The organism is Desulfobulbaceae bacterium (genome assembly GCA_013792005.1).
In the GTDB taxonomy this organism is placed as follows: Bacteria; Desulfobacterota; Desulfobulbia; order Desulfobulbales; family VMSU01; genus VMSU01.
On the sequence record VMSU01000193.1, the window covers coordinates 1 to 22037 of the forward strand.

Below are 22037 nucleotides of genomic sequence, written 5' to 3' on the forward strand. Positions count from 1 at the left end.
ACCACTCTGATACACCCCAGTGGTAGTCATCAGATCATTCGTGAGCATAGCGCCGCTTTTTATCGTACTCCCTGCTGCAATAACCGACCCTGCTGCCAGATTAAGCGCATCACTGGTGGTATGCCCCCCTGCCAATACCGCATTTCCACCAATGGTCGACCCCAAGGCCAGCTCCGAGTTCGCGGCAAGAATCGATCCGGCATTAACTAGTAGGGGACCCGTCATTACCAGATCGCTTCCTGCAAAAAGAGCCTGACCTGCGATCTTCGATCCAGCAGCCAACACTGTCACTCCATCACGATCCCGGATTACCGAACCTCCCGCAAGGAGCATCTCCTTGCTCAGGGTCATAGCAGCATCCAGGATCACTTCACCACCAATCAGCGAGGCATTGGCCAATTGCGACCCTGCGCCCAGCACTGATCCACCCTGCAGCAGTATGTCCCTGACCACAACCAGGGGATCGGCCAAGGTTACCGGAGTTGACAGTACCTGTCCGGCATCAAGAGGACCACCGGTAGTCACAATGGCATTAGTGAGGTAACTATCTTTTGCGATCACAGAACCAGATGTCAACACCGTGCCCTTTCGCAGCACAGTCTCTGTGCTGGTCGATGCCGCCACATTCAGGGTGAGCCCCCCACCAAGGACTGATGACGCGGCCAAGATCGTTCCTGATGCCAGCACCGACCCAACTGTTAAAGTCGAATCATCAGTGGTGGTGATATCACCATTCAGATCGGCGCCACGAATATCCTGTCCTGCCACCCACCCAGCCGCAAGCGTTGATGCGCCACCCACAACTGAATCGGACGCCAAGGTCGAGTCGATTGTGGTGATCAGCGGGGCAGCGACACGCATGGAAGGTGAAAAAGCCACTGCAAGCCCTACAGATGAATCAGTAAGGCTTAAATTATATGGTCCATATTGGAGGATGCGAGCATAGCCGAAGGTCGTCATCTCGGCATCGGAGAACCCAAGTAATCCACCAGAACCCGATACTTTAATCGGGCGGCCATCGCCAGAGGAGAGAATAAACGTTCCCGTCGCAGACACTTCAGCGGTAATACCATGGCTTACGGTCTTGGCATTGATGGCATGTGTCAAGCGCCCATCAAGGTCTCCAGCCGCCACAGACACCGCACCAATCCGAATTCCATTAATGGCAAACTCACCCAGAGTGGACCCCGCGACCAAAGGCGACTCAGACTCCACCGCCACCTCAGCAGAAGCCTTAATTCCGGTGGTCTCGGCGTGGGCATTGATCGCATCCGCCACCCCACCCATTCCCTGGCTTGGGTCGTTGCTATACGAAAGGGTAACAGAATTAACCACAACCGACGCATCATTCGCCTGATTATCAAGACGCAAATTAACCTGTCCGCCGCGGACACTTTTGAGCATCATCTCCCCTGTCCGCATCTGACCGATTCTGTTGGAACTTACGGATGGCAATGAAACAGAAACCACCTCGCCGGGGATACTCCCGATTTGAAATAATTTATTGGCAAACGACCCGGTTAATAGGGGAATATCATTGAACGTCGCCGCACCAACCAACTGATCAAGTTCATTGAGAAGCTTATACATATCATTGTGCAAAGAGGAGTGGTGAGCGGCGGTCAGGCCGGAAAGGGATGCGGATTGGGCCTTTGTGCGGATCACTAAAAGGATCGCCATGGCCTCTGCCAACGAGGCATCCACCACCTGCATGGCGGCGATGCCATCGTTGGCATTCTTTACCGCCTGCCCCAGGCCAGAGGCATGAGCATTGAGCTGACTGACGATAGTCGTCGATGCCGGATCATCGGCAGTAGCAGTGACCCGAAGCCCTGAGGAGAGCCGCCGGACTGAGTCGGAGAGGGTGAAAAGGTTACCGGAAAAATTCTGGCGGGCGATAAGCCCGGTGGGATTGGTGTGCAGCCTGATAGCCATTGCCCCTCCCTGGTCAAAGAAAGGGCAAAACATCCACAAGGAGAGTGCTCTACCGAGAGATCTAGCGCTTTCCTAGCATAGAGGCATGAGGTAAATCGCCATTCATGACGCGTTCACCCCTCCGTGTACCCTTTCACTCCAGCGTACACTTTTTTTTAGAGGCATGCAAAAAAAAATTCAAGTTTTTGGTCGCAGAGCCGATAAGAAAAAATTTTACCCGTGCTAGGAATCTTTCTCAGCGGACAGCGTAACTGCTATCTGTGCTCTCAAATCGCTGATCAAGAACGGTTTGGAGATCATCCCCACAAAACCATAGTCACGATAATTGGCCACGACATCATCATTAGCATAACCACTGGCAACAATAACTTTAGCCTGAGGATCAAACTCAAGAAGCTTGGCAATGGCCTCCTTGCCACCCATCCCGCCTGGGATAGTCAGATCCATGATCACCACATCAATCGGGGCGCCCTCTACCTGATTTTTCCGGTACAGCGCCAACGCCTCATTACCATCTCGCGCCTGAACGACTTGGTAACCAAAAAGATCAAGCATCTTGCACGCCATCTCTCGAATCGGATCATCATCATCCATAATCATAATCCGGCCGGTCGTTAAGGGCGGATCATGGGCAGACGCAACAACAGTCCCTGGAGTTTTATCTGCCCCCCCTGACGTTGATGGCAAGGTAATAGTGAAGGTCGTGCCATGACCAGGCCTTGAACTCGCCGTGATTGCGCCACCATGTTTTTTGACGATAGAATGACTAATCGCAAGCCCCAATCCGCTCCCGCTCTCCTTGGTCGTAAAATATGGATCAAAGATCTTATTTATCAGATCTGCCGGAATACCAGGGCCTGAATCATGGATAGTGACTACGACCCAGGAACCAGGCAGCAAGGAGGAGGTCTCAGCGCCATCGGCATTAGAGATATTTCTGGCGCTGATAGTAACCCTGCCACCACCAGGCATCGCCTGAATCGAGTTGATGACGATATTCTGGATCACCTGACTCATCTGACCGGTATCAATCGCCACAGCATTGAGATCATCGGGCAGATCGTAATGACAGGCTATCGGCCTTCCCCTGAGGACAAAATCAGCCGACTGAGTAATCACTTCAGCAATGGAGGCAATCTTCTTGACCGGATCCCCCCCTTTGGCAAAAGTCAGGAGTTGACTGGTCAAGCATTTAGCCCTGAGAGCTGCCTGTTCAACCGAGACCAGCAACGGATAACGCTCATCTTCAAAATCAGTCTTAAGCAAGCATAGACCGACATTGCCCATGATCGCAGTCAGAATATTATTGAAGTCATGAGCCACCCCACCAGCGAGAAAGGCCAGGGATTCGAGATTTCTGTTCTTGATCAATTCCTGATGCATCCTGGCACAATCCAGCTTGGCCTGATGAAGACTGACAAAGACCTTGACTTTACCAAGAAGGATATCGGCATCCAGGGGTTTAAACAGATAATCTACCGCTCCAGTTTCGTACCCCTTAAAGACATGTTGCCGCTCTTTGCTGATGGCGGTGACAAAAATGATCGGAACACCTCTGGTAGCTTGGTTGTTCTGCATTAAGGTGGCGGTTTCAAATCCATCCATTCCCGGCATCTGCACATCAAGAAGAACCAGAGCAAAATCATGACGTAGCATCAGCGCCAGCGCCTCGTTACCCGAACTCGCAGTCACCATCTCGACCCCAAGCGGCGCTAAGGTCACCCGCATGGCGTAAAGATTCTCCGGTCGATCATCGACGATCAGAATTTTGACAGGGTTATCACTCATAACGAATTGCTCAGATTAAATATTTGGGTAACTGCTCACGTTATCGGTTATTGGTTTACGGTTTACGGTTATCGGTTTACGGTAAAAAGAATCTTGGTTAATCATGAATCATCGTGTGAGGCATGATGTCAGTGTGTACTCAGCCACATTGGTAGGATCATTCACCGCCAACTGTCAACCGCCAACCGACAACTTAATATGATATCACATCCTGCCACCATCGACAAAGCCAATCGGATCAAGATGTTTACGGTACACCTTGAGATGACGGTCAAGCTCCCGATACTTGCCGGCAAGGGTAGAAAAAAGCAAGCTCTCCTTGGTCCCCAGGCACAAGAACCCATTGCCAATCAAGCTGTCATCAAAGAGAGTCAAAACCCTGTCCTGCAGCGTTCGGTCGAAGTAGATCATCACATTGCGGCAGACAATCAGGTGCATCTCGCCAAAGACCTGATCAGACGCCAGATTATGACGGGCAAAGGTTATCCTCTCCCTCAAGAACTTGGCCATAATCACCGAATCATACTCAGCAAAATAATAATCAGCCAAAGTCCTTCTGCCGCCGCTTGTAAGATAATTTCGACTATAATCTGTCAGCCTGGCGTTAGGGTAGATGCCATCCCGTGCTTTCAAGAGTTCTGCTTCGTTAAAATCAGTGGCATAAATTGTCGTCCGCTCCAAGATCCCTTCTTCAAGAAGCACGATAGCCAGGGAATAGACCTCCTCTCCGCTGGCACAACCGGCATGCCACACCTTGATGAATGGATAGGTGGCCAAATAGGGGATGACCTTGGTCCGTAATAAGGAATAAACCTCCGGATCACGGAACATCTCGGTAATTGTGATTGAAAAGCTATCGATCAAGTCCTGAAAGGTATCCGGCTCATGGAGGATGCGACCGATCAATTCCGAAACCGTCTCGCATTTGAGACGTTCCATGCCATGGCGAATACGACGCTCTATTGAAGCCCTGGCATAATGTCGAAAATCATAGCCATAGCGCCGAAAAATAGCTTCCAGCAACAGGTCAATCTCTATCCCCAGAACTTCCCCATGGTCCATAACCAGCTACCCTTGTCAGCGATAGAGCCAGACCCGCATCATAGCCAGCAGCCTATCCTCATTTACCGGCTTGGCCAGGTAATCACTGGCTCCAGCAGCCATGCATTTCTCCTTATCTTCCGGTAGCGCCTTAGCGGTCAGGGCGATAATCGGCAGATTCCAGAACTGTCCCTGGTCCCTAATCGCAGCGATAGTCTGATAACCATCCATCAAAGGCATCATGATATCCATCAGGATCAAATCGACAGAATTCTCCTGAGCGAGCAACTCCATGGCATGACGACCATCGTTTGCCAAAATAATTTTCATCCCTCGCTGTTCCAGTATCCGCGACAGGGCAAAGGCGTTACGCATATCGTCGTCAACCACCATGATCCGTTTATCATGAAACATGGTATCCTGATCATAGAGACTGGCAATCATCTTCCGCTTCTCCAGCGGCAGCTTGCTCACCACCCGATGCAGAAAAAGGGCAGTTTCGTCAAGTAACCGTTCTTCCGATTTGACCCCCTTAATAATTACCGTATCGGTGTATTTAGCCAAGGCCCCCCCTTCTTCCCGGGTCAATTCGCGACCTGTATAAATAATAACTGGGGGGATCTCAATAGTCTCGTCCCGGCTCAGACGATCAAGCAACTCAAAGCCTGTCATATCCGGCAGGCCGATATCAAGGACCATACAATCATATTTATTGGCGCAAAGCTGAGCAATCGCCTCTTCGCCGCTCATCACCCCGGTTACCGTGACATCACCGTTGCCAATCAGCTCGGCGATGGCCTGCTGAATATAGCTATCATCCTCGACCACCAACAGCTTTTTCATCTGCCTGGACAGCGCGTCCTCCAGGCAGACGAAAGCGGTTTCCAAGTCGGCTTCGCTCACCGGCTTAGTCAGGAAACCGATAGCCCCTTTCTTGAATGCCTCAAGGGTCTTTTCCTGGCCTGAAATCATATGCACTGGGATATGGCGAAGAGCCGGATCTTTCTTCAAGGTTTCAAGCACCTGCCACCCGTCGATATCCGGCAACCGGATATCGAGGATAATGGCGCCAGGAGTGTACTGTTTGGCCAACCGGAGGCCTTGACCGGCGGTCAAGGCAACCAGTCCCTTAAAACCCTTTTCCCGGCCCTGAGCTAAAAGGATAGAGGCGAAATTAACGTCATCTTCAATGATCAAGAGCCGCTTATCGCCCTGAACCAAATGATCGCGGTCATCGGCGACAACTGGCAGAGTCTCAACCTCAGCACTCGCTTGAGTTTCCGGGTTTGGCCAGGTCAGCGCATCAGTCACTCTCTCACCAAGAGGGGATTCGACATCTCGGCGCAGAGGTAGAAATACAGTAAAAGTCGCCCCCTGCCCCATCTGACTGGCTAGTTGAATTTCACCTCCCAACAGGTGAGCAAGTTTATTGGAGATGGACAGTCCCAGACCCGTGCCCCCGTACTGACGGGCGGTGCCTCCTTCCGCCTGCCGGAAGGCATCAAAGATGATGAGCTGCTGCTCAGGCGAAATACCGATTCCGCTATCACTGACAGCGATAGCGATGACCTGAGTGGGATCAAGAGCTGAACGCGTCAAATTAAGACCAGATGGAGGCCGCTGGAAACGCACCGTGACACTGCCCTGATGGGTAAACTTGACGGCATTGCCCACCAGATTGCGCAAGATCTGCTCAATCCGCATCCGATCAGAAACAATAGCCTTAGGCAGGGTGTCATCGATCTCCACCACAAAGTCGAGACCTTGCTCACTCACCAGATGACCCATATTGCTCTTCAGCCAGTCACCAAGCCCCCGCAGGCTGATCTCCTCGCTGGCAATGTCCATGCGCCCGGCTTCAATCTTGGAAAGATCAAGGATATCATTGATCAACCGCAACAGATCCTGACCACTGTTGTGAATAATGGTCGCTGATTCGACCTGAGTCGGTTCCAGATTGCCATTTTTATTTTGCGACAGATTGCGGGCAAGGAGAAGCAGGCTATTGAGCGGAGTGCGCAACTCATGAGACATATTGGCCAGAAACTCGGACTTATATCTATTCGCAGCAGCCAACTCCCTGGCTTGGGCATCAATATCACGCCAAGCTTCCTCAAGCTCCCGGTTCGACCGTTCGATATCCTGATTCTTCCGCAGCAGAGATTCACTTTTCTCTTCCAATTCCTCATTCGCCGCCTGCAGTTCCTCCTGATTACACTTCAATTCCTCCTCGTTGCGGCGCAAGGATTGGGTCTGATCCTCAAGCTCCTCATTAGCGGCCCTCAACTCTTCCTGCTGCCTCTGAAGAACTGCGGCCTGACGCTGTGTCTCATCAAGCAAATCCAAAGTATTCTTCCGCTGACGAGAAGAATACAGGGCGATGGCAATGGATTCGGCGGCCTCGGCCAAAAACACCCGCGTCTCCTCACTAAACGGAGAACAAGCCGCAAGTTCAATCACCCCCTGGACCCCATTCAGCCAAATAACCGGCAGAACAAGAAGAGAGACCGGGGCTGTCTGCCCCAAACCCGACTCAAGACGCAAATAATCAGGAGGCAGCCCATTGACCACAAGCAACTGTCGACTCAGAGCGACCTCACCAACAAGCCCTTGACCGGGTTCAAAAGACACTGGCAGATCTTTCATGGCAGACAACGATACACTCGCCGAAAGGGTCAATCTGCCATCGGCCCGCCGCACATAAAAAGCACCGGCCAAGGCGCCAAGATACTGGGCCAGGAAGACAATGGCATCACGGCATAGTCGCTCCTCGCTTTTATCCTCGCGCAAGAGTTCGGCCAATTGATTACGACCGTTGGCCTGCCACTGATTATTGCCGATGGCCTCGGCCATCCGATTAAAAATCCGCCCTAGATGCCCTATCTCGTCTACTGCCAGATTGACAATCCGGGCGCTGTAGTCCCCTTGAGCAATAAGAGCTAAGGCATCAAGCACCTTTTTGAGAGGCGTATTAATGGAACGATTGATACTGATTGACAACCAGACACCTAACAGCAAGGCAACCAAACAGATGGAAAAAGCGGCAAGACTTGCTCGCCACGACCTTTCCCGCGCCTGCTGTTCCTCTTGCTCCGCTGCCCTGATAGCAGCAATCAAGATAGCCTCCACTGCATCATCGACACTGCTGGCCTCGTCCAGCAAACGCTCATTTAAGCCGGCAATCTCACGATCAACCGACACCAGGGCGTCAAAATTTTTCAGATACTCATCAAGGACGTAATTGGCGCTGGCAATATGGTCCTGGGAGACTTCAGAATTGGCAAAAGTATCCCGCAGATCTTGAATCGCACTATGAGTCTTGACGATATACTCTTCCTCATGGCGCTGAATATAGTCCTTCTCATTCCGGCGGATACTCATAATCAGAGCCGCAACATTAGGGACATGATTTTGCAACACCCGGCGGCTCAAAGCAATGAACCCTTGCGAAGCCCTCTCCTCGGCCGCTAACAGATCAGGTGACTTATCAGGGGCGGACGCTGCCACAAAATAGTGATGAATTGTCAACTGATAGGCTTCGAAGAGGCGATACAGGTCTTGATTTGCTTCCGTGTTTGGCACATGGTTATTAAATAGCTGGACAAATTTGACCTGTGCCCTGTCCATGGCCTCGACCCTGGAATTCAAATCGCTGCCGTCATCTGCCCGGAGAATGGCATTGACTCTAAGAAGGGCCTCCAACACTTGCCCCAACCCATGCTCAACAATCTCAGTCGTTTCAAGCCGGTGAGCCGCCACACGCATGGCCCCCATGATGCCGTTCTCTTCATTCATTCCCCTACGTATCTCAGCTGAACGCATCTGACGGAAAAGATCTTCATAGGAACTGGTAAAATTAGCTATTGCCACAGCAAGGTCAGCAAATTGCCGGTTGCCATGAGCATTGGCATACTGCCTGATATCTCCGGTCAAACGGACGACCTCGGCAAGACCCTGCTCAACCTCCCGGGCCTGAACAAGGTTTCGGTGCACCAAAAAACCGTGGACTGCCAGTTCAATACCCAGCATCCCGGTCTTGATCTCCCATGCCTTGGCATCATAATGACGCTGATTCTCCTCCACCAAAATAAAGGCGGATTCAATCCGGTTCAAGGCGACCTGGTGCACCACCAACGCCAACACGAAGAGGAAGAGCAGTAGTCCGCTATTGACAATAAGCCTGCCCTTAATAGAACTTGTGGTTAGTAAAGTCATGTCATAGCTGCTCAAGTTGACAGTAATCAGTTACCGGTTGACGGTTGACGGTGAATGGGTCCTGCCAATGGCTGAGAACACACTGACATTGAGTATCATGCGATGATTTATGACTAACCATGATTCTTTTAACCGACAACTGACAACCGTCAACTGTCAACCGTAAACCGTAAACCGATAACCTAAGCCGTTTAGGGAATAACTCCACGATGGGACAACAACGAACCTTCAAGACGATAGAGACTGGTCAATGCCTTACGGACACCGATCACCGCTTCGGCCTGGCCAATCTGACTGGCCACCATATCACGCTGAGCTTGGGCGACGAGAAGCGTGGTGGAACGGCCTAAACGGAACTTTTCCTGCTCAATGGCGAAGGTTTTTTCACGCAACACGCGGGTGGCCTCGGCAGCCTTGACCTGAGCTAGAAACTGTTCGACATCGACATAGGCAGAGCGGACGTCCACCTGGACCAACTGTTCCATATTGGCCATGGCATGCCCCGCTTGATCCAGCGACCACCCCGCAGCGGCATGGCGCGCTTTGGCGGCCCTATTGCCCAGTGGCAGCTCCAAGGTGAGTCCTCCGGCATAGGCCTTCTGATTATCGGTCTCATCAGGAGTTCCGGAGACCGACTGAGTATACCGGGAGCCACCTAATGAGACAAAAAGATCAAGCTTAGGAAGAAGTCCATTCCTGGTCTGAACTACGTCCAGATCACGGCGTCGCACCTGGAGACGCGCCTGATTCAGATCGGGCCGCTTAGCAAGAGCCAGGGAGACATGACTTTCCACCCCATCAAGAGCCATGTCCGGCGGCAGTTCCGGGACATCCGGCAGAACAACCACTGCCTGCCAATCAGCCGGACCTGCCGGGTTCACCATCCGCAAGAGGTTCAATCGCGCCTTAACCAAAATTCCCTTAGCCGTGACCAACTGCTCTGCCCGCGCCGCTGCCTCGCTTTCCGCCGCCGCTGCCTCGCTCTCGGCTAAGACCCCAACCTTGATCCGTTCAACGACCTCCTCTACCTGCTGTCGGGCAATAGCCAGAGACTGCTCATAGATATCAAGGGATCTGCCTGCCAGAACCACATCCCAATAACCCTGTTCGATTTGAGACACCAAGGCCTCTGCCGCTCCCTGCACCTCGTACAGTGACATCTCGGTATCCAGCCGACTCTGACGAAGACGGGCCAGCGTAACACTTGGACCTCGCCCTTGCAGCAGCGCCTGAGTAACCGTCAGGTCCCAACTTCCCAGCTTCACAGAAGAATCATTGACATCACTTTTCTGTTTAGCCTCGTCAACATTCAAGGCCACGGTGGCGCCAAGGGTGGTGGCCTGGCTGAGACCAAGCCCCACCCTGGTGGTCTCAGCATCGTCTGAGACTCCTGTATTTGATAACATGGACCGCAGTGAAGACTGTCCCCCTGTTTCCTGACCATGAGTTTGACTGGCTGATCCCGTCAGCGCTGGGTCAAACGCCGCCAGTTCCACCTCTTCGCCGGTACGGCTGATAGCCGGTTCAAGACGCTCGACATTGAAACTCTGATTCCGTTCCAGCCCGGTCAACACTGCGTCCTGAAGGGTAAGTGTCATCGGCGCGCCCTCAGGCACGGCTACCGGCGGGGCCACCACCATCGGCGTAACCAGATCCTTATCAAGCGCGCCCAAAAGTTCTTTTAACCTGGTCTCACCCGCAACCGCAGGGCTTGACATGGATCGACCTGGTAGAATCTGTTTGACGCATGCCGTACTGAACAGGACAAGGATGAGAAGGGGCAATATCGGACCCCAAGTGCGAAAATCATTCTTCATTCGTAACGTAAAGCCTCAATGGGGTTTAACTGAGCGGCGCGCCGGGCTGGATAATAGCCAAAGAAGATCCCAACCGAGGCCGACACCGCGAGGGCAAGCACGATACTCCGGCCCTCAATCAACATGGTAAAATCGGTAAACTGACTAAATACCCAGGAAACACCAAAACCTAAGCCTATGCCTAAGATGCCGCCGACACCGCTGATCAAAATTGATTCAAGGAGAAACTGCCGCAAGATATCCCACTCACGGGCGCCGATCGCCTTGCGCACCCCGATCTCCCTGGTGCGCTCAGTAACCGTGACCAGCATGATATTCATAATCCCTATCCCGCCGACAATAAGCGAAATACTGGCGATACCTCCCAGGAGCAGACTAAAGGTCCGGGTGAACGACGAGGCCATCTCCACCAACTCAGTCTGATTGCGGACATGAAAATCATCCTCTACCTCTGGCAACAGACGGTGGTTTGCGCGAAGAATGGCAGCAATTCGCTCCTCAACAATACCGGCATCGGCATCTGGAGCCAGCTTGACATCAATTTCCGACAGGTGGTCTTGGCCCAAAATCTGCTTCATCGCCGTAGCAAAAGGAATGACCACCATATCATCGGGATTAAACCACCCCTGGTCTCCCTTGGCCTTCAAGACTCCGATCACCCTGAAATTAACATTCTTGATCCGAACAATTTCACCGACAGGATTCTGACCCGTAAACAAGAGTTCAGCTGCGTTTGCCCCCAGAAGGGCCACCCGGGCAACGTGCTCATCCTCCAACGCAGAAAATCCCTGGCCCTGATCCACCTCAAAGGCTCGAATAGAAAGATAGGTCATCGGTGCGCCGGTAATGGTGGTATTCATATTATGGTTGAAATATTTAACCTGCGCCCGGCCCATAACCAAGGGAGCCACCGCTTCCACCTGAGGCAACTCGCGGAGAATAGCCTCGGCATCAGCAAGCTTTAAACTCTTGTTCGATTCGGAGCGCACCCCTCCTCGATAATCACCACCGGGACGGACCACCAGAAGATTGGTGCCCATGGCGGTAACCCGTCCCATGACCTGTGCCTTGGCCCCTGATCCCAGGGCCAGCATCGAGATCACCGCCCCCACTCCGATGATGATTCCCAACATAGCGAGAAATGTCCGCAAGGAGTTGGCCAGCAGGCTCTTACAGGCAATTTTGATCAGCGTCCAGGTCAGCACGACTCATCTCCCTCCACCACCCGGCCATCGCAAAATCGGATCTGACGATGGCAATATCCAGCCACCTGGGGATCATGGGTAACCAGAATGATGGTTCTCCCCCCCTCACGATTGAGCTGAGAAAAAAGTTCCATGATCTCAAGACCGGTGCGGGAATCAAGATTACCGGTAGGCTCGTCAGCCAGGATAATGGCAGGATTGCTGACCATGGCTCGAGCTATGGCCACTCGCTGCCGCTGGCCACCGGAGAGCTGGCTGGGGTCATGCTGTTGACGATCGGTCAACCCTACTGCTGCCAGGGCATTCATGGCAGCAGTTCGCGAATCGGACCGCCCGGCATAAAGCAAGGGCAACTCCACATTCTCGAGGGCCGAGACTCTGGGCAGAAGGTTAAAAGATTGAAAGACAAAACCGATCCGGCGATTACGGACGGTAGCCAGCTGATTGGGAGAGAGAGAGGCCACATTCTCGCCCTCAAGGAAATACTCGCCTTCGTCCGGGGTATCAAGACACCCCAAGATGTGCATCAACGTCGACTTGCCGCTACCCGATGGTCCTGTGACCGCCACCATCTCCCCAGCGCTGATGCTGATATCGACCCCATCCAAGGCATGAACCTTGGCGCCACCAAAGAGATACGTCTTACGAAGATTGCGAGTCTGAATCATTTATTGTGACTGCCTCCCATAAGACGCATCTTCCGCATATCATCCCTGGCCGAAGGAGCTTTCTTGGTCGAGTCTTCCTTTTTGTCAGACCGCCAACGGCTCTGGCCGTTCTCCGGGGACAAGACCACCTTTTCACCGACCTCAACCCCCTTCAGAATTTCAACAAACTCACTGTTGCTGTCGCCAATTGTCACTAACCGCCGGTTGCTAGCGCCATCTTTATCCAACACCGTCAGCCAACTTAAACCCTTCTTCCGCTCCAAGGCGGTCACCGGCACCAGGAGGCTGTCCAGCTTATTCTTGGTAACGATGCTGACATTAGCAGTCATCTCCGGCTTCAGGAGAGTACGGTTATCACCGCTCACCTCAACCTTGACTTCAAAGGTCACCACATTTGAGACATTGATACCCTTGGTTGCCACCAGCACCACCTCCCCCTTAAACACCTGCTCAGGATAGGCATCCACTGTAATTCTGGCTGGTTGACCGGTTGCCACCCGGCCAATATCACTCTCATCCACTGACACCAGGACATAGATGCGGGTGAGGTCGGCGAGGGTTAGCACTGCGGTGCCGCCGCCGATATTATTGATGCCTGACGCGATGATCTGACCCACCTGAACGTTCCGGCTAGAGACCACACCGTCAATGGGAGCCACGATTGTGGTATCGGCGAGCCGTTGCTCAGCATCTGACAGGGTTAACTGATCAGACTCGGCTGCGGCTTCGGCCATGGTGATCTCCTGACGCCGGGAGTTGACCTGCGCCTTCTTACTCTCTAGATCTTGCACCCTGGCTATCGCACTCTGCCACTCTGCCTGAGAAACAGCATGCACACTCCTGGCAACATCAAGTTCTTCGGCGCTGGCCATTTTCTTATCAAACAACTGCGTTAAACGGGCAAGCTTAGCCTCAGCCTCTTTGGCCTTGGCTATTGCCGCTTTTTCACTGGACTGAGCCCGGGATTGTTCACTGACGTAATCACGCTCAGCAATCGCCAGATTAAACCTGGCCTGAGCGACCTTAGCCCGCGAACCAGTCACGGCGGCCTTGCCCCGCTGGACCGCCCTCTTCTCATCGGCAGGGTCAAGCTGCACCAGAAGGTCTCCCATCTTCACCTCCTGACTCACCTCCACGGGCAGTGTAATAACCTCACCGCTGGCCTTGCACTTGATCTCCACCTCCCGCTCGGGCACCACCCGGCCGGTAGCATCAACAACTACTTTAAGCGGCCAGATACGAGCGATGGCAGTCCGCACTTCCTTGTTCTGTGTTTCAGAAGGGTCAGGGGTCGGCTTTAAAAATTCCCATAACAATATTATCGAGATAAGCGCCACGATAAAAACAATGATCTTTTTTGTCTTGCTCATGAATATCAACAGAATCCAAGGTGAAATTAGCTTTTGAGGAACAGATTAGTGAAACACGCACGTAACTACATTAGGTTAACGGTAATCAGTTATCGGTTTACGGTTAAAAGAATCATGGTTGACAATCTCGCAAAAAGTCCGGGGATGGCTAAGCAAAAGGTGCGATATACAAGGCGCGGGGTGTGTTTTGTGAGTGAGGCCATACATATGGTATGCCGAACGAGCAAAACCGCCACGCAACGCAGTAGATCGGACTTTTTGCGACGCCATCATGGTTAGTCATAAATCATCGCATAATACTTAGGGACTCGGAAATTACCAATTTACCTGGATCGCGCCCGGATCTGGGTCAGATTTGGTTGCACCGATTGAACAAAACCGCAGGCGTAGCAGCGCTACGTCGAGGATTTTGTGATTGAGGTGCGACCAAAAATGGCCCAAAGCCGGGATGCGTTATGGTAAATCGGTATTTTCCGCGTCCCTTAATGCCAGTGTGTCCGCAGCCAATGGCAGAACCTAATCACCGTCAACTGTAAATCGACAACCTAAAGACCGGCGGCATCCCGGTTGGGAAGCTGAGCAGTTACACATAAACCAACATACTAGCAGCTAGTCACTCCACACTACAGAATCACGATAGCAAGCGAGACAAAAGCAACGAAAAAACATGCATGAATATCCTCGACCGACCTACAAAGGTGCTGGAGATGACTAAAGTATACCACTCCTGAATGTGAGTTGGGTCTAAAAATTCACCAGCAACCTGGATGCCGACACATTTTGAAGCTGACAGCAAGCATTATGCAGGTCAGAAAACCAGCGACCATATTCAAAAGAGCGGCTCCTTACGAACTAACAGTACCCGTCAAACGACTCTGACAGAGCAAACAGATCAGCAAATACCTCGCTATAATAGAAAACACAACAGGGAATATAAGCCCAACCAGAAAAGGATCAAAACGCAACGTGACTCTTAATGATTTTCAGCTCAATCTGACGATGGAGATAAATACCAACTCATAATCAATCTCCTGCTCCCTTGGGCGGAGTCGAAGGGAGCAGGACAAAGAGGCGCCTTGATAAAACTGCCTAACCGATACTGCTCGCCGCTATGAGCCCTAGCAATTTAGGAAGAAGATTGCCGGTGAAGTTGAGCAGAGACAGGCATCAGGGCAACAGACAGGAGGAGAGGAGAAAAATCAGGCTCGCACGGATCTCCATGCTGCCAAAGGTGATCAATCCCCGGTCAAAATCCGGGTCAGAGTTCTTGCCAGTTCCGCCAGACCGACAGGCTTACGCAGGAAGGCCTTGATACCAGAGGTGGCCAGCTCATCCTCCGAGTTTAAATATTCATAGCCGGAAAGAATTATCACCGGCAATCCAGGCCGCAAAGACAAAACTCCCCGAGCCAAGTCAATTCCGGACATCCGCGGCATCGTTTGATCAGTTAAAACCAAGGCAAAAACATCGGGCTGACTTTGAAAAATATCCAAAGCCGCCAAACCGTCACTGGCCGAAGTCACTTGGTACCCGAGAGTAGTCAACATCCGCTCCATAGTTGTCACTACTACAGGCTCATCATCAACAAGCAAGATATGCTGATTACCGGTCGACAGGCCAATGACAGCATCTTCCTCAGTGGGTACAACCTTATCCACAATCTCCGGCAGATACACCCGGAAGGTCGTCCCCTGCCCCAACTGACTCTCCACCTCAACCACCCCGCCGCACTGCCGGACAATACCATCAACCACAGCAAGCCCCATGCCGGTTCCCTCACCAGGTCCCTTGGTACTAAAATACGGTTCAAAAATCCTGGAGATATCGTGGCCCGCAATACCGATCCCGGTATCTTGTACAGTAAGACAAAGATAACTGCCAGGGGACAAACCAGGGACAACCTGATGCTCACCGCCGACCATCACCCGCCTCAATATAACCGTCAAATCTCCACCCTTAGCTAACATGGCCTGATAGGCATTAGTGCACAGGGCCATGATCATCTGGTGGATTTGAGCGGGATCACAGAGGACATAGCCGCCAGCCACATCAAGATCGACGTGCAGTTCAATAGTGGCGGGCAGGGAAGACCTGAGAAACTTCAGCGCCTCCTTGACAATGGTCTGGATCAAAAGGGGATGACTCTCCTGCTCTCCTTTGCGACTGAAGGTCTGGATCTGCCGCACCAGATCTTTAGCGCGGTGAGTGGCAGCAAGAATTTCACCCATGAATGCATGCAGTTTGTCACTCGGGTCCACCATACTCAAGCAGAGTTCGGCATAGCCAAGAATAGGAGAAAGGATATTGTTGAAGTCATGAGCAATACCGCCGGCAAGAGCGCCCAGGGATTCCATCTTTTGAGCGCGACTGAGTCGTTCCTCTGCTTGCTTTTTTTGCCCGATATCACGAAAAATACCCTGAATTACCTTTTTGGATCCAACAGTGACAACGCTGGCGCTGACCTGAACAGGAATCAGCCTTCCCTCGCCACGAACCACGTACATATCTTCGGGCAGATTATGGAGCCCTTGTGGCTGGCAGGTCAGAATTTTTTGACACAACTCACTATCAACGCCCGGACAGAATTCGTTTCGGTGCATCCCTACAATTTCTGCCTGTGATCGCCCGAGTAAACGCTCGGCCGCAGCATTGGCCTCAAGAACGAACCCACTCTCGGCATCGACCAGGATAATGGCATCATAGGCGTTTGCAATCAGGCTCCGATACTTTTTCTCTGAATCCCGCAAGGCCCTGACTGTATGCCGATACGACTCCTGATTTCGGATAACGCTTATCCCATAAGCCAGATCATCGGCAAGCTGCTTAAGGAGATGAACTTCTTGCTCGTCAAATGCAGAACTTTCGGCAGCATACAAATTAAGGGCGCCCCGTCCACTTCGTAGGGGCAAAGGAAGGGCGATAGAGGCAGAAAAATCTCGTTGTTGCGCCTCGGCCCGCCAGATCGAGAAGTTAGGATCCAAACCGATATCCCGACAGATCACAGGCCGGCCAGTACGAATAGCGCTCCCGGTTGGACCGCGGCCACGCTCCGTATCTGCCCACGTCAGCTTCAAAGTATCAATATATCCTTCCTCATAACCAGCTGAAGCCTTAGGCAAGACAGTACTATTTTCATCATCCAAACCATAGCCTATCCAGGCTAAGCGATAACCACCCTGATCAACCATGATCTGGCAGATAGTGGCAAGCAACTCGTTTTCATCCTCAATACGCACCAAAGCCTGATTGCAATGAGTAACCATCCGCTGAACCCTGAGACTCCGCCGCAGAATAGCCTCGACCATCTTCTGCTCAGTAATCTCCTTAGCCACATTCAAGGTGCCGATGCCCCTGCCTTCAGAGTCATGAAGAGCGGTCACGGCAACCGAAAACATCTTATCCTGGCACTCCATCACCAGACTCACGGGAAGATCTGTGTGAGACCTGATCAGAAGAGAATACGGACACCCTTCCGGAGGCTCATTGACCCCATAAAAAACCTCATAACAATGACGACCGACCAACTGCTCCTGGGCAAGACCAGCCATCTGCTCCATTGAAGCATTGGCAACTACGATCCTATACTCAAGATCCAGGATCATTGCCGGATCCTTCATGGCATCGAAAACGGTTCTCCAATCAATATGAGATGCAACAAGAGGAAGCTGGTTCATGACTTACCATATCCTTTTTCTAAAGGCGCCTCGCAGGCCATGTTAACACTTTTCATAAATGTGATTTATCGTGATTCCATAATCAGACATGGCGTCAGACTATTTGATGAACGAACAGCAATAGTCTGAAATGGCCTTAACCCTGAGGCCAAACTTTGCCTGAGCCGGCACCTCAAACGATTCCCCGCCGCGAATAGTCCGCCATGCCGTCTCTCCAGGAAGCATGATATCCATTTCGCCGCTCATGATCTCCATAGTCTCTTTATCACCAGTATTAAATTCGTACTCCCCTGGCAGCATCACCCCCAATGTCTTTTTACTCCCATCGCCAAAGACAATGGTTCGACTGGTAACTTTACCATCAAAATAGATATTAGCCTCTCTTACGACCGAAACATTCGTAAATTCACTCATAACTGATCCTCATATTATTTTCTTTTGGAGACCTTCTGGCAAAAAATTACATCCACACAGAAGAGGGGAACATGTATCTGCCTTAATTATGATGGCTAAGCAAAAAGACCGATCTACTGCGTTGCAGCGCACTTTTGCTCATTCGGCACACCATATGTGTGGCCTCATTCGCAAAAGCACACTGCGCCCTGTATATCGACCCTTTTGCTTAGCCATCCCATGACTTTTTGCGAGACCATCAATTATAACACACCCAATTAATGACAACCAAAGACCAAGGCAAGGACTTTCGCATCCTTTATTGATAAATCGTAATCGTTCTTCAGAAGCGTTGAACGTGCGGACATCACCGGACTGTAAACGTTTACCGGGTGCCCCAGATGCAATCTCTGCTCAGGAACTGCAGCCAATTGTTTAATCCCAGCCCAAAACCCCATAGCCCCTCCTCCTTGACATTCCCTACCGCACTGCTTTTCCAAATACAAAATACAATATGCCAATAACAGAGCACAATGCAAAGAAAATGATACTGCGGCAGATTAATAAGGAGCTCTGACTGAAGTCTGATTCGTTAGACAAAGGAGAACAAAATGACGGAGAAGAACTTGGGGTGATGAAATGTTCTGCAAATAACCAAAAGGGTGTAACTCTAATTTTTCTGTAACAATTAACCACCTAAAATACAAAATCACAACCGCTATACTCACTCCAAAAAAAACATCGTATCATCAAAATTTTAGGCTTGACTCAACCACCACAATGTAGCATATTATCTCTAAAGGTGATTTGTCCTCTCCTTTACTCCTCCTTGGAAAGGCAGGGCCGAAAGGCCCTGCCTTTTTTCTTTTCATCTCCACCCGAAGCAGAGTCACTGCCATCACCTGAGAGAGGTCTTTTCCCGCCTCATCTTAAAGAAATCCCGAAGCAGAGTCCCACACTCATCGGCCATTGGTCCTTGATTAACAGCAAGCTGATGATTCAAGCGGCCATCTCGTCCGACCTGATAAAGACTCACAGCAGCCCCGGTCTTGGGATCCAGGGTTGCAAAAACAAGACGGGCCAAACGAGCGTGAATCATGGCCCCCATGCACATCAGACACGGTTCCAATGTGACAAAGAGGGTCGCACCCTCCAGGCGATAATTCCCTCTTACTGCTCCGCCCGCCCGCAAAACCAGCATTTCGGCATGAGCGCTTGGATCAGAGAGTTCAATGGTACGATTTCCGTTTCTGGCTAAAATCCTGCCTGCGGTATCCACCAATACCGCACCAACCGGCACCTCATCTCGAAGGCCAGCTGCTTTAGCCTCAGCATAAGCCATAACCATGTAATAATGATCGGGTCCAAACCCTCCCTGATCGTCCACGATCACCTCACCACTATGCTGCAGAATGACGCTTAAGATGATTGGCGTAATTGGCAGCCTCCCATCCCGCCACACAACCTTCGCCCACAGCCTTCGCCATCTGGTAGGGCTGGCCGGCAATATCCCCGGCAGCATAAATACCTGTGATATTAGTTTCCTGCCTCTTATTGGTATCGATATGAGTCATGGTGTCAGTATCTAAGAGCACCCCCAGATTAATAGCCAACTCGATTGCCCCTTTGGCCCCCAGTTCGATAAAAACTCCTTCGACAGCCAGCGTGCGATCATCAGACAGGAGCACCGATTCCACAGCGCTCTCGCCCTGGATCTTCTCCACCCAGACTCCGTCGAAACGGCGAACTGCGCTCGACTTAAGCTTCTTTTCAAGTTCCGATGAGATATCAAGTTTCTGACTCACGAGGTAAACCTCCGGGGTATACCCTAATAGCGTCAGCGCGCCATCAACGGCAGCGCTGCCATTGCCTACCACAGCAACGGGTGCATTACGAAAGAAGTTGGCATCACAATCGACACAATAACTCACCCCCCTCCCGGCCAACTCCTTCTCTCCGGGAACTTTCAGCTTCTTACGGGCCGTGCCGGTTGAAAGAATGACAGTGCGCGCTCGTAGCTTCGATGTCTCAGTGTGAATATTGAACAATCCACCTTCCTCCTCAAGCTCGATCCGGAGCACATCCTCCTCCCTGACCTCCGCTCCAAAGCGCCGGGCCTGATCTCTGCCGACGGCCAACATCTCTGCACCATCAGTCACACCACCCACACAAAGGTAATTCTCAACATGAGCGCCGCTGATACTGCTCCCTGCGCCTTTACCAAAAACAACCACCGAGGCCTTCTTCCGTGCAGCGTGAACAGCTGCCTGTAATCCCGCAGGACCTGCGCCGACAATCACCACATCAATAATATTCTGCTCCATTGTGCATCCCTCTTATTTTTTCCGATGCAGGCATTCATCACAAGCATCATGCATAGCCTGTTAAACACATTTACCAGGTCCTCGCCTTGCGCCACAAACAAGCCATAGTGATTTCACTCTTTTCGATTGACGTATGCCATCACCAATTGCTACAACAATTGAAAATATACGGTAACTGTTCAGCAGTGCCACATCTGCGTTGTTATCGGCCTGATCATGTGCGAAAAGCACACATCGCAGGCCGATGCCTAGCATCTGCGGCACTGCTGAACTGTTACGGTTCTGGGCTTCGGCACCTTTCTGGGTCAGAAGGTGGATAGTTACAATATACGTAACCATCCAGCAGCCCCGCATCTGCTTTGTCAGTGACCTGATCGGAGCAACAAGTCCTCGTTGTCCTCGACCAAAACCAAAATCACGCTGACAAAACCCTTATTTCGCCAACGAGCCTCCAATGCCCACCAAAAAGAAAGCTAACATTTTAACCGAGATCATCCTGGCATCAGCCATCGTCCTGATCAGTTTTCCGCTATACATTTTCCTCTATCTCGACCCCGCTTTTGTCAATTTTGTTACCACATCGTCAGAACGAGAAGCGGTGAAGATTGCAAACTACATTACCCTTACCCTGTTCCCCAAGACTCCAGAATTTAACGAGACCTTCCTCACCTCTGACAAGGAAGTACAACTGACCGAACTACAGCATGAATTGCAGATCATCAAAGTAAAAATTTTCAAGCCGGACGGCACTATCATTTATTCCACCGACAAAGAGGACGTCGGGCAAATCAACACTCATGACTATTTCAAGATGTTGGTAGCCCAAGGGCAACTCTACACCAAAGTTGTCCAAAAGAACACCGTCACCATGGAAGGGCAGACCATGCCGATTGATGTGGTCGAGACCTACGTGCCGATAATGCACGGCAACGCCTTTGTAGGGGCCTTTGAGATCTACTACGACAATACTATCGCTCGCAAGAGGTTACGACAGCTGCTGCGCAATGTCAGCATATCCGTTTCAGTAATGGCTGTCTTCCTCATGGCAGTAGTGATATACACTTTCATCAACGCCTTGAAAAACCTTAATGAAAAGAACACTGCGGAGGAAGCCCTCCGCCAAGCCCACGACGAACTGGAAACACGGGTAATAACCAGAACTCAACAACTCACCCAAGTCAACGATACCTTAAATCAGGAGATCGAAACCCGCAGGTCCGCGGAAAAAGAGAAGGAACGGTTGATCGAAGAACTAACCGAGGCATTAAAACAGGTCAAAACCCTCAGTGGCCTTCTGCCCATCTGCTCATCCTGTCGGCAGATCCGTGACGACAATGGCAAATGGCACAAGGTGGAAGACTATTTCCGAACTAGAACCGACGCCGAATTCACTCACGGGATCTGCCCGAAATGTGCCAAGCAGCTCTACCCCGACCTCTACGAAAACCTTTGACAAGTCACTAAGCCGTTGTCACAAAATAATGCCATTATCTAATTGGTAACAACGTAACCGCTCAGGTTGTCGGTTGACAGTTGACAGTTGACAGTTGACGGTGATTGGGTCCTGCCAATGGCTGAGGACACACTGACATTGAGTATCATGCGAT

Annotated in this window: 14 protein-coding genes; 1 reads left to right on the plus strand and 13 read right to left on the minus strand. The window is 51.4% G+C overall.

The annotated features are described in order from the left end of the window. From FP815_12545 to FP815_12605, 13 genes are all read right to left on the minus strand, one after another. On the minus strand, positions 1-1968 hold a 1968-nt coding region (locus tag FP815_12545), incomplete at its 3' end, for a hypothetical protein (protein ID MBA3015757.1). 189 nt (positions 1969-2157) lie between these two features. Further along, positions 2158-3723, minus strand: a complete 1566-nt coding sequence (locus tag FP815_12550; GenBank protein ID MBA3015758.1) for a response regulator — start codon at positions 3721-3723, stop codon at positions 2158-2160. 204 nt (positions 3724-3927) lie between these two features. Continuing rightward, positions 3928-4785, minus strand: a complete 858-nt coding sequence (locus tag FP815_12555; protein ID MBA3015759.1) for a protein-glutamate O-methyltransferase CheR — start codon at positions 4783-4785, stop codon at positions 3928-3930. Between the two features lie 15 nt (positions 4786-4800). After that, positions 4801-8979, minus strand: a complete 4179-nt coding sequence (locus FP815_12560; GenBank protein MBA3015760.1) for a response regulator — start codon at positions 8977-8979, stop codon at positions 4801-4803. Positions 8980-9170: 191 nt separating this feature from the next. Continuing rightward, positions 9171-10796 (minus strand): TolC family protein, encoded by a 1626-nt coding sequence (locus FP815_12565; protein MBA3015761.1) that lies wholly within the window; start codon positions 10794-10796, stop codon positions 9171-9173. Continuing rightward, positions 10793-11929 carry an FtsX-like permease family protein gene (locus FP815_12570; protein MBA3015762.1) on the minus strand — a complete coding sequence of 379 codons (1137 nt, stop codon included), beginning with the start codon at positions 11927-11929 and terminating at the stop codon, positions 10793-10795. Before FP815_12570 ends, FP815_12565 begins: the two co-directional genes overlap by 4 nt. A 65-nt stretch (positions 11930-11994) precedes the next feature. Next, positions 11995-12669 carry an ABC transporter ATP-binding protein gene (locus FP815_12575; GenBank protein MBA3015763.1) on the minus strand — a complete coding sequence of 225 codons (675 nt, stop codon included), beginning with the start codon at positions 12667-12669 and terminating at the stop codon, positions 11995-11997. Continuing rightward, a complete protein-coding gene (locus tag FP815_12580) occupies positions 12666-14039 on the minus strand; it encodes an efflux RND transporter periplasmic adaptor subunit (GenBank protein ID MBA3015764.1) in 1374 nt (457 codons plus the stop codon). The genes FP815_12575 and FP815_12580 overlap by 4 nt, the downstream gene beginning before the upstream one ends. Before the next feature lie 1235 nt (positions 14040-15274). Next, on the minus strand, positions 15275-17713 hold the full coding sequence (locus FP815_12585; GenBank protein MBA3015765.1) for a PAS domain S-box protein: 2439 nt from the start codon (positions 17711-17713) through the stop codon (positions 15275-15277). Positions 17714-17812: 99 nt separating this feature from the next. Further along, positions 17813-18127: a pyrimidine/purine nucleoside phosphorylase gene (locus FP815_12590; protein MBA3015766.1), complete on the minus strand. Its 315-nt coding sequence runs from the start codon at positions 18125-18127 to the stop codon at positions 17813-17815. Between the two features lie 257 nt (positions 18128-18384). Continuing rightward, entirely contained in the window at positions 18385-18564 is a 180-nt protein-coding gene (locus FP815_12595; GenBank protein ID MBA3015767.1) for a hypothetical protein, read from the minus strand. Positions 18565-19004: 440 nt separating this feature from the next. Further along, a complete protein-coding gene (locus tag FP815_12600) occupies positions 19005-19454 on the minus strand; it encodes a nucleoside deaminase (GenBank protein MBA3015768.1) in 450 nt (149 codons plus the stop codon). A 52-nt stretch (positions 19455-19506) separates the two neighbouring features. Continuing rightward, on the minus strand, positions 19507-20430 hold the full coding sequence (locus FP815_12605) for an FAD-binding protein (protein ID MBA3015769.1): 924 nt from the start codon (positions 20428-20430) through the stop codon (positions 19507-19509). A gap of 454 nt (positions 20431-20884) precedes the next feature. Here FP815_12605 and FP815_12610 point away from each other — a divergent pair, with 454 nt between their 5' ends. Then, positions 20885-21883, plus strand: coding sequence for a hypothetical protein (locus tag FP815_12610; protein ID MBA3015770.1), 999 nt, complete (start codon positions 20885-20887; stop codon positions 21881-21883). Positions 21884-22037 lie beyond the last annotated feature (154 nt).

Coding starts and splice junctions, on each gene's coding strand:
- FP815_12550 (MBA3015758.1), bottom strand. CDS start 3,723: ATGAGTGATAACCCTGTCAAAATTCTGATCGTCGATGATCGACCGGAG.
- FP815_12555 (MBA3015759.1), bottom strand. CDS start 4,785: ATGGACCATGGGGAAGTTCTGGGGATAGAGATTGACCTGTTGCTGGAA.
- FP815_12560 (MBA3015760.1), bottom strand. CDS start 8,979: ATGACTTTACTAACCACAAGTTCTATTAAGGGCAGGCTTATTGTCAAT.
- FP815_12565 (MBA3015761.1), bottom strand. CDS start 10,796: ATGAAGAATGATTTTCGCACTTGGGGTCCGATATTGCCCCTTCTCATC.
- FP815_12570 (MBA3015762.1), bottom strand. CDS start 11,929: ATGTTGGGAATCATCATCGGAGTGGGGGCGGTGATCTCGATGCTGGCC.
- FP815_12575 (MBA3015763.1), bottom strand. CDS start 12,669: ATGATTCAGACTCGCAATCTTCGTAAGACGTATCTCTTTGGTGGCGCC.
- FP815_12580 (MBA3015764.1), bottom strand. CDS start 14,039: ATGAGCAAGACAAAAAAGATCATTGTTTTTATCGTGGCGCTTATCTCG.
- FP815_12585 (MBA3015765.1), bottom strand. CDS start 17,713: ATGAACCAGCTTCCTCTTGTTGCATCTCATATTGATTGGAGAACCGTT.
- FP815_12590 (MBA3015766.1), bottom strand. CDS start 18,127: ATGAGTGAATTTACGAATGTTTCGGTCGTAAGAGAGGCTAATATCTAT.
- FP815_12595 (MBA3015767.1), bottom strand. CDS start 18,564: ATGGGGTTTTGGGCTGGGATTAAACAATTGGCTGCAGTTCCTGAGCAG.
- FP815_12600 (MBA3015768.1), bottom strand. CDS start 19,454: ATGGTTATGGCTTATGCTGAGGCTAAAGCAGCTGGCCTTCGAGATGAG.
- FP815_12605 (MBA3015769.1), bottom strand. CDS start 20,430: ATGGAGCAGAATATTATTGATGTGGTGATTGTCGGCGCAGGTCCTGCG.
- FP815_12610 (MBA3015770.1), top strand. CDS start 20,885: ATGCCCACCAAAAAGAAAGCTAACATTTTAACCGAGATCATCCTGGCA.